The sequence below is a fragment of the Pseudolactococcus plantarum genome (genome assembly GCF_002441715.1).
Classification (GTDB): Bacteria; Bacillota; Bacilli; order Lactobacillales; family Streptococcaceae; genus Pseudolactococcus; species Pseudolactococcus plantarum.
Genome location: NZ_JXJX01000005.1, coordinates 166783 through 174441, shown reverse-complemented (window position 1 = coordinate 174441; position 7659 = coordinate 166783). Strand labels below are relative to the sequence as shown.

Annotated in this window: 9 protein-coding genes; all 9 read left to right on the top strand. The window is 36.5% G+C overall.

The window, feature by feature from the left end; translation table 11 throughout:
* Positions 1-250: 250 nt before the first annotated feature.
* The 9 genes from RU87_RS04530 (at position 251) to RU87_RS04490 (ending at position 7649) form a co-directional block, all read left to right on the top strand.
* A complete protein-coding gene (locus RU87_RS04530) occupies positions 251-1018 on the top strand; it encodes an SseB family protein (protein WP_068161090.1) in 768 nt (255 codons plus the stop codon).
* Positions 1019-1094: 76 nt separating this feature from the next.
* Positions 1095-1688 carry a serine O-acetyltransferase EpsC gene (gene epsC, locus RU87_RS04525; protein WP_068161092.1) on the top strand — a complete coding sequence of 198 codons (594 nt, stop codon included), beginning with the start codon at positions 1095-1097 and terminating at the stop codon, positions 1686-1688.
* Positions 1689-1720: 32 nt separating this feature from the next.
* A complete protein-coding gene (cysS, locus tag RU87_RS04520) occupies positions 1721-3094 on the top strand; it encodes a cysteine--tRNA ligase (protein WP_068161095.1) in 1374 nt (457 codons plus the stop codon).
* The gene (locus RU87_RS04515) at positions 3087-3488 is read left to right on the top strand and encodes a Mini-ribonuclease 3 (RefSeq protein ID WP_068161099.1); all 402 of its coding nucleotides are present in this window, start codon (positions 3087-3089) and stop codon (positions 3486-3488) included. The genes cysS and RU87_RS04515 overlap by 8 nt, the downstream gene beginning before the upstream one ends.
* 62 nt (positions 3489-3550) lie before the next feature.
* Positions 3551-3913, top strand: a complete 363-nt coding sequence (locus RU87_RS04510) for a DUF1033 family protein (protein ID WP_068161100.1) — start codon at positions 3551-3553, stop codon at positions 3911-3913.
* 179 nt (positions 3914-4092) lie between these two features.
* Entirely contained in the window at positions 4093-4701 is a 609-nt protein-coding gene (locus tag RU87_RS04505) for a nitroreductase family protein (RefSeq protein ID WP_068161104.1), read from the top strand.
* 315 nt (positions 4702-5016) lie between these two features.
* The gene (locus tag RU87_RS04500; protein ID WP_068161109.1) at positions 5017-5625 is read left to right on the top strand and encodes a nitroreductase family protein; all 609 of its coding nucleotides are present in this window, start codon (positions 5017-5019) and stop codon (positions 5623-5625) included.
* Positions 5626-6018: 393 nt separating this feature from the next.
* Positions 6019-6390, top strand: coding sequence for a hypothetical protein (locus RU87_RS04495; RefSeq protein WP_068161112.1), 372 nt, complete (start codon positions 6019-6021; stop codon positions 6388-6390).
* Entirely contained in the window at positions 6387-7649 is a 1263-nt protein-coding gene (locus tag RU87_RS04490) for a Tle-like phospholipase domain-containing protein (RefSeq protein ID WP_068161114.1), read from the top strand. The genes RU87_RS04495 and RU87_RS04490 overlap by 4 nt, the downstream gene beginning before the upstream one ends.
* The last annotated feature ends 10 nt before the right edge of the window (positions 7650-7659 follow it).

Genomic DNA, 7659 nt, shown 5'->3' with positions numbered 1-7659 from the left:
GAACTGTCTGTTTTATTTGGGGCTTGACATCCAAGTGTTTTTTTATTGTTTATCATCATAAAAAGCTAAGGGTTAATTAGCGAGAAAACTAGTTAAACTAGTAAGAAATATGGTAAAATAGGGAGATATATTGTCGCATGTATAAGAGATAGTAAGAGTTGAGAAGAGATGACGAGAAAACTCTCTAGATTAGCGTGTTTTGCTAGGAATACCTATGCTCTAACTATCAGTGCGAATGAAAAGAGAAGAGATGAGCGATTACCAATTTACAGCAGCACTTGATGAGAGTTTGACAGATTTTATTACACATCCAGGGCATTTTGTGGATGATATTAGATTTGTCCATAGCTTATTTGTCTACCCACTTGTGACTACCTCAGAAAAATTTACGCTATCCATACAGGACAAAACGGTTTTACCAGTTTTTACCTCAGCTGAAGCACTCACTGCATTTAAAAAACAAGTCGCGACACCTTTAACATATGTGAACCAATCGTTTGTTTCTGTAGTCAATGACTTGTTAGATCAAGAAATAGATGCAATTGCCTTTAATATACAACCAGCAGGTCAAGATGCGAATAATGCAACGATGCTACCTCGAGAGCATTTAGTCACGTTTATCAACCGCTATATCACTATTTTAAACAAATTATCAGAAAATGAAGATGGAACGACAGAGGACCAAGCAAACTATTTTCTGATTCCTGCATTTGTGCGGACGACTGATGATGACCATGTGTCACGAACATTTGCAACATTAGCTAAACCTGATGGTGAGAGTTTGATACCAGTATTTACGACGATTACAAGTTTCGCTAAGTGGTATGACCATCCAGAATTTGGACCTATTTTTCGGAAAAATAAAGGCAGTGTCTTAGCATGGCAACTCAAGGACTTAATGCACCCAAGTGTAGGCGAAAATGACTTATCAGGGGTAGCAGGTATTGCTATTGATCCATTTGAGATGGCAAGCTATGAGGCATCTATTTTATTGTGGAAAGATATCGCATCTGATTGACCAAACGTTTAAACTAGGTCAAGGCAATAGAGATATCTTATTGTATTCATTTATGCTATGGGAGGTAGATCATACGATGGGCTTTTGGAAAGAAGCATTTGAGGCTGTTAAGGAAAATGATCCAGCAGCGCGCTATAACTTCGAGATATTTCTCACGTCTCCAGGTGTAAAGGCGCTTGCTGCGCATAAAGTTTCTCATTTTTTATGGTGTCATCATTTTAAACTGTTAGGCAGAATACATTCGCAATTTTGGCGTTTCTTAACACAAATCGAAATTCATCCAGGTGCGATCATTGAAAATGGTGTCTTTATAGACCATGGCTCAGGTCTGGTTATTGGTGAGACAGCACAAGTGGAGACGGGTGCTAAACTATATCATGGTGTGACTTTAGGTGGGACAGGTAAAGATACAGGAAAGCGCCATCCAACGATCAGAAAAGGTGCATTAGTATCAGCACATGCACAGTTGTTAGGGCCTATCGAGGTTGGTGAAAATGCTAAAATAGGTGCGAGTGCCGTTGTCACTAAAGACGTCCCAAGCGCAGTAACGGTTGTAGGGATTCCAGCTAAAATTGTTCGTGTACATGGTCCTGCTACAGCAGATCGTGACAAGGCTAAACTTGAGCGAGAAAGACACGTCAGTTTTTATGATCATATGGGTGGCATCTAAACTGAAAAGTTTGATAATTATAGGAGAATGACATGATTAAACTATATAATACCATGACACGTGAAAAAAAGGTTTTTGTGCCTCTAAAACAAGGGCAAGTTAGTATGTATATTTGTGGACCAACAGTTTACAATTATATTCATATTGGTAATGCTAGATCTGTCGTGGCGTTTGATACGATTCGCAAATATTTTGAATACAGAGGGTATGACGTCAATTTCATCTCTAATTTTACGGACGTAGATGATAAGATCATTAAAGCAGCGAGTGAGGCTAATGTATCAATTGAAACATTAGTCGAGACTTATATTCAAGCTTTTTATGATGATACGACAAAACTAGGTGTTAAACAGGCAACCAAAAATCCACGCGTCCTAACTTATATGTCTGAGATTATTGACTTTATTCAGGTTTTGATCGATAAGGGGTTTGCTTATGAAGCCAATGGAGATGTTTTTTTCCGCGTGAAAAAATCTGTCGGATATGGCAAACTAGCTAATAAAAATATAGATGAACTAGAAGCTGGTGCGTCTGGAAGAACAGGAAGTGCTGAACTAGCTAAGGAAGAAGTGTTAGATTTTGCACTTTGGAAATCAAGTAAGACTGATGAACCCTCTTGGGAAAGTCCTTGGGGTGCTGGTCGACCTGGCTGGCATATCGAGTGTTCTGTCATGGCCACTAGCATTTTAGGCGATACGATAGATATCCATGGTGGTGGTGCAGACTTAGAATTTCCGCATCATACAAATGAAATTGCACAGTCTGAAGGGAAAACAGGTCAGACTTTTGCCAATTACTGGTTACATAATGGGTTTGTGACGACAGCAGATGGCGAAAAAATGTCTAAATCATTAGGCAACTTTACAACTGTTCATGACATGCTAGACGTTATTGATGGTCAAGTACTGAGATTTTTCTTAGTCAGTCAACACTATCGAAAACCACTTGTTTTTACAGATGCTTCAGTGCAAGACGCTGAAAATAATTTTAAAAAAATTAAGCACGCTTATGATAAACTAAACTTTGAAGTCAAAGAAAAGGCAAGTGAAGTGCCAAAAGTAGATCCAAAAATAGCCGAATTTCGTCAAGCCTTTATCAAAGAAATGGACGATGATTTTAATATCTCAAATGGTTTGACTGTTTTTTATGAGTTGATTAAATATATTAACTTAGGACATATGTCAGTGGATGCTTTAGCGTTATTTAATGAAATTTTGATGATTATCGGTATTGAATTTGAAGCGCCAGATATGTTAGATGATGAGATTGAGCAATTAATTGCTGAGCGACAACTTGCTAGAGTGAATCGAGATTATCAACTTGCAGATGAGATTCGAGGTCGTTTAGCTACAAAAGGAATTGCTTTATTAGATACACCAGATGGTGTGAGGTGGACACGTGACTGAAGTAAGAGCTGAGTTATTAAATGGGATTGCATTAGCATATGCAGGAGATGCAGTATACGAAGTATTTGTGCGTGACCATTTGTTATTAATGGGGATTACAAAACCTGGTGAACTCCAAAGAAATGCTGTTAAATTTGTTAGTGCTAAAGCGCAAGCATTCTTGATTTCTGAAATGGAAAAAGATGCGTTTTTATCTGAAGAAGAATTAACTTATTTTAAACGTGGTCGAAATGCACATAGTAAAACAACAGCCAAAAATACTGATGTGATTACTTACCGAATTTCTACTGGCTTTGAGGCGGTTTTTGGGTTCAATCATTTGAAGGGAAATGACACACGGGTTAAAGAACTTGCGAGGTATTGTATTCAGAAAATTTCTGAGCAAAATTTCTGAAAAAAGCCCATTATTCTTGTAGAATAGTTATTATATTAACCGAAGATACAAGGGGTTGGGCGATGTACAGAGTAGTTGAAATGAGTGGCGATAATGAACCTTGGTGGTTTTTTGAAAATTGGCGACATGATATTATTGCAAAGTATGAATTTGAGAATTTTTATGATGCACTACGTTTCTACAAGCAGGAGTGGGAACGGATGGCAAAACTTTATCCAGAATTTAAAAGTCAAAAAGATTTTTTAGCGGCTTTTTGGGTAAAATCAGAGACAAGATGGTGTGTTGAATGCGATGAGGATTTACAGCAATACCATGGCTTAGCATTATTAGAAGATTGGGCACCTGTAAAAAGTTTTCAAAATCGACTGCCATATGCAAAAAAATCAGGATTTAATCCAGATAAAATCTGCCACTATAAAAGGTAAAAGAATTAGATGACTAATTCTTTTTTTATATAAGCTTTTTAGTTTACAAACGTAAACACAAGTGTTAGAATAAAACTGTAAACATGAGGCGAGGGTATTAAAAAGTTTGACGGTTAGTCAAATATACATAGAAGACGTCTTTAGTCCTATGATGCTATTAACTTAATAAGGAGAAAATTATGTCATTTTTAAACTCACTAGAAAATCGTCGTTCTATTTATGCACTTGGAAAAGAAATAGATACTGAAAAAGCAATTAAAACAATCAAAGCAGCTGTCAAACAATCACCATCTGCCTTTAATAGTCAAACGTCACGTGTATTGATTTTGGCAGGAGAAGACCATGATAAACTCTGGCAAGATATCGTGGCTAATGACTTGAAAGCAGAGATGGATCGCCAAGGCGTGCCAGAATCTGTGTGGGAAGGTACTAAAGCAAAACTTGATGGGTTTGCTGCTGCTGGTCTTACAGCACTCTTTTTTGAAGATACCGCTGTTGTAAAGGGACTTCAAGAACAGTTTCCACTATATGCTGACAATTTTCCAGTCTGGTCTGAGCAGTCGACTGGTATCGCATCTGTCAACGCGTGGGTTGCTTTAAGCGATCTTGGACTTGGTGCGAATCTACAGCATTATAATCCAGTTATTGATGATAGTGTAGCTAAAAGGTATGACATTCCAGCATCCTGGGCATTACGTGGTCAACTCGTTGTCGGCTCACCACAAGCGACGCCAGAGGCTAAAGCATTTATGGATGATGCTGAACGATTCAAAGTTTTCGGTGCTTAAAGTGTTGTTCGATTAAAAATAGTAAAAAAAGAGAAATCAAGTAGTCATACTTGATTTTTTGTTATGTTTCAGTAGGCCGTTCGCTTACGAAAGTCAAGAAAATTATACGTTGATAGCTAATCTAAGTGACTAATTTCAGCTGATTATTATTTTTTTATACTTGATGAGCAATTTAATTTACAAGCGTAAACAGTAATGATAAACTATATATTGCAACATTAGACGAGGGGATTAAAAGATTTGATAACTTGTAAGTTACAAACCCTACATAGAAGGCGTCTTATATAAATCTATTTTATTAGTATGGAGAAAAATATGTCATTCTTAAACGCATTAGAAGATCGTCGCTCTATCTATGTACTTGGTAAGTCAATTGATATAGATGAGGCTATCGACGCGATTAAAGAAGCTGTTAAGCTATCTTCATCAGCTTTTAATAGTCAAACATCACGTGTGTTGATTCTGATAGAGCAAGCGCATGATAAATTTTGGCAAGATATTGTAGCAAAAGATGTTAAAACAGATATGGAGCGTCAAGGATTTCCAAAATCTGTTTGGGAAGGCACTAAAGCAAAACTTGATGGGTTTGCCGCTGCTGGGTTGACTGCATTGTTTTTTGAGGATATGGCTGTTGTAAAAGGACTCCAAGAACAATTTCCACATTATGCTGATCATTTTCTAGCATGGTCTGAGCAGTCAACAGGTATCGCATCTGTTAACGCATGGGTTGCCTTAAGTGATATAGGCCTTGGTGCGAATCTACAACATTATAATCCAATAATTGATGATAGTGTTGCCAAAACATTTGATATTCCAGCATCATGGTCATTACGTGGTCAATTAGTCGTCGGAACACCACAAGTTATACCAACGCCTAAATCATTTATGGATGATGCTGACAGGTTTAAAATTTTTAGTGCGTAATTTTTAGTCAAGTTAACAAGTTATCAATAATTTTGTTGATATATAAGTTATCCTGATGAAACATAGCCTTTAAAAATCAAGTAGTCGTACTTGATTTTTTTTACTATTATAATTAAACCAATATTTAGTAGTCATTTCATGAACTAGCATCACAACGCTATATAAAAACAGAAACGTTATAATAAAATTGACAGTAAAATGAATTGAGTGTATAATAAGAATAAAAAAACAGTCATTTTAATCTAAGTGATTATTAATAGTCATTGTTTAGATTAAAGTAATAAAGATTAATCCAACTTGAAAGCGTTTACTATGCAAATATTTGAAGTGAGTATAGTTGTAGCACGTGATGGATCTGACTTGCAAAGTTTTGAAAGCTAAAGGAAGCTGAATATGAATAGCAAAAAGAAAATAATAAGAGGACTATTATCAACCATAATTATCATAGTGTTAGTCGATTTAGGAGGAAAAGTATATATGAACAATAAAGAAAATGACAATTTGGAAAAACAACGAACGGCAGCGATTGGATTTAAGCAAGTACAACCAGGTGTTGAGGAAATTGAGTTTATGCAAGAAGGTTCATACTCTGGTGCTGGTACTTGGTCTGTAGGCGTTAATATAATGGTTGATGGAAAAAAATATAGTGAAATTTTTAGGGAAGAGGGTTTAATGGGGGGAGATGAATTACCTGATGGGAATACTGGCACAAAAACACCTGTCAAAGTAATTTATAGTAATGGGAAAGAAGAGGTTCTAAAATGACGACTCCTAAGCAATATTCTATTATTGATGATATTGTATATCAAACGGATAGATTAAAAAAAGGTTTTGAGGTTTTTAGAGGAGGAAAAATATTTTATGAAGATGATATAAAAAAGACAGGTCAACAATACAAAATCCTATACACTGTAGATACAAACGATAAATATAATAGTCAAGGATATGAAAAAAATGGCTTTCAAGGCATGGTTGTTGCGCCAGTCGTAAGTGGACAGCCAGATTATGGTGATATTACGATGGCTTTTGCTGGTACCAATGCCACAGACTGGCATTTGAATGATTTGAGTGCAGACTTGTCCAATGTCGTGCTTGGTTTTGAAAGAGATGGCACCATAAAGTCTCAATTTGCTAGTGCCCTACAATTTTATGATGAAATGGCTAGGATATATGGCGCTAGTAATATTAAAGCTGTGACCGGTCATTCATTAGGTGGCGCTTTAGCTCAAAAAGTGGCAGCTGCCAATCATATCCCTGCAGTTACTTTTTCAACAGCTGGAGTGGGGTCACAATTAACAGATGAAGAGAAAGCTTGGATTAACGGAGATGGGAAAAAATTTGTTTTAAATTTCATGCATAAAGGTGACCAAATTTCTTCTATGACAAATGCTTCAAATTTTGGAACAGCAATTTATGCAGAAGATTTTGGAAGTGGTGCTTTATTGTCAGGACATTTTTTAACTACTTATGAATTTGCCAAAGACGGTTCTCTAAAAGATACTAAATGTGGGGTATGGAGCATTACAGATAAGGGGATGTTAAGCAATGGAATTTCTTTGATTCAAAAAAGTTTTAAGGCTCAAATTAAAGGACTGAATACATTAAAATCCAAATTCACTGCAAGTGGTGGTGGTTTATCCTCAGGAGAAAAAATCTATTTAGATGCTGCTCAAGCGCTTGTGATCGTGTCAACAGCTGGAGCTGAGTTTGATTTAGCTATGGTTAATCTCATGAAAAATTATCAAGATGGCATTGAAGAATCAAAAAGCTTATGGCAAGACACTGTCAACAAAGCAGTTGCTATGGGTAATCTTCTTGATACTTGGGAGATCTACGAAGCACTTGAAATGGTCGGCTTTACCCAAGAAAATATTGCTGGCTTTCCGATAGGACAGTACCAAAGTAAAATTGATAAAGTGAGAACAATGGCGGATAAGTTTAAAAGGCTTGAGAGTGAGATAAAGAGTAAAATTTCTGAACTAGTGGCTCGAGATAGTGAATTAGCACAACAATTAAAAGGATGAGGAGGACAGA

Excerpts from the sequence above, each read along its gene's own strand:
- RU87_RS04505 (WP_068161104.1), top strand. The coding sequence starts at position 4,093 with ATGTCATTTTTAAACTCACTAGAAAATCGTCGTTCTATTTATGCACTT.
- RU87_RS04500 (WP_068161109.1), top strand. The coding sequence starts at position 5,017 with ATGTCATTCTTAAACGCATTAGAAGATCGTCGCTCTATCTATGTACTT.
- RU87_RS04495 (WP_068161112.1), top strand. The coding sequence starts at position 6,019 with ATGAATAGCAAAAAGAAAATAATAAGAGGACTATTATCAACCATAATT.
- epsC (WP_068161092.1), top strand. The coding sequence starts at position 1,095 with ATGGGCTTTTGGAAAGAAGCATTTGAGGCTGTTAAGGAAAATGATCCA.
- RU87_RS04530 (WP_068161090.1), top strand. The coding sequence starts at position 251 with ATGAGCGATTACCAATTTACAGCAGCACTTGATGAGAGTTTGACAGAT.
- RU87_RS04510 (WP_068161100.1), top strand. The coding sequence starts at position 3,551 with ATGTACAGAGTAGTTGAAATGAGTGGCGATAATGAACCTTGGTGGTTT.
- RU87_RS04490 (WP_068161114.1), top strand. The coding sequence starts at position 6,387 with ATGACGACTCCTAAGCAATATTCTATTATTGATGATATTGTATATCAA.
- cysS (WP_068161095.1), top strand. The coding sequence starts at position 1,721 with ATGATTAAACTATATAATACCATGACACGTGAAAAAAAGGTTTTTGTG.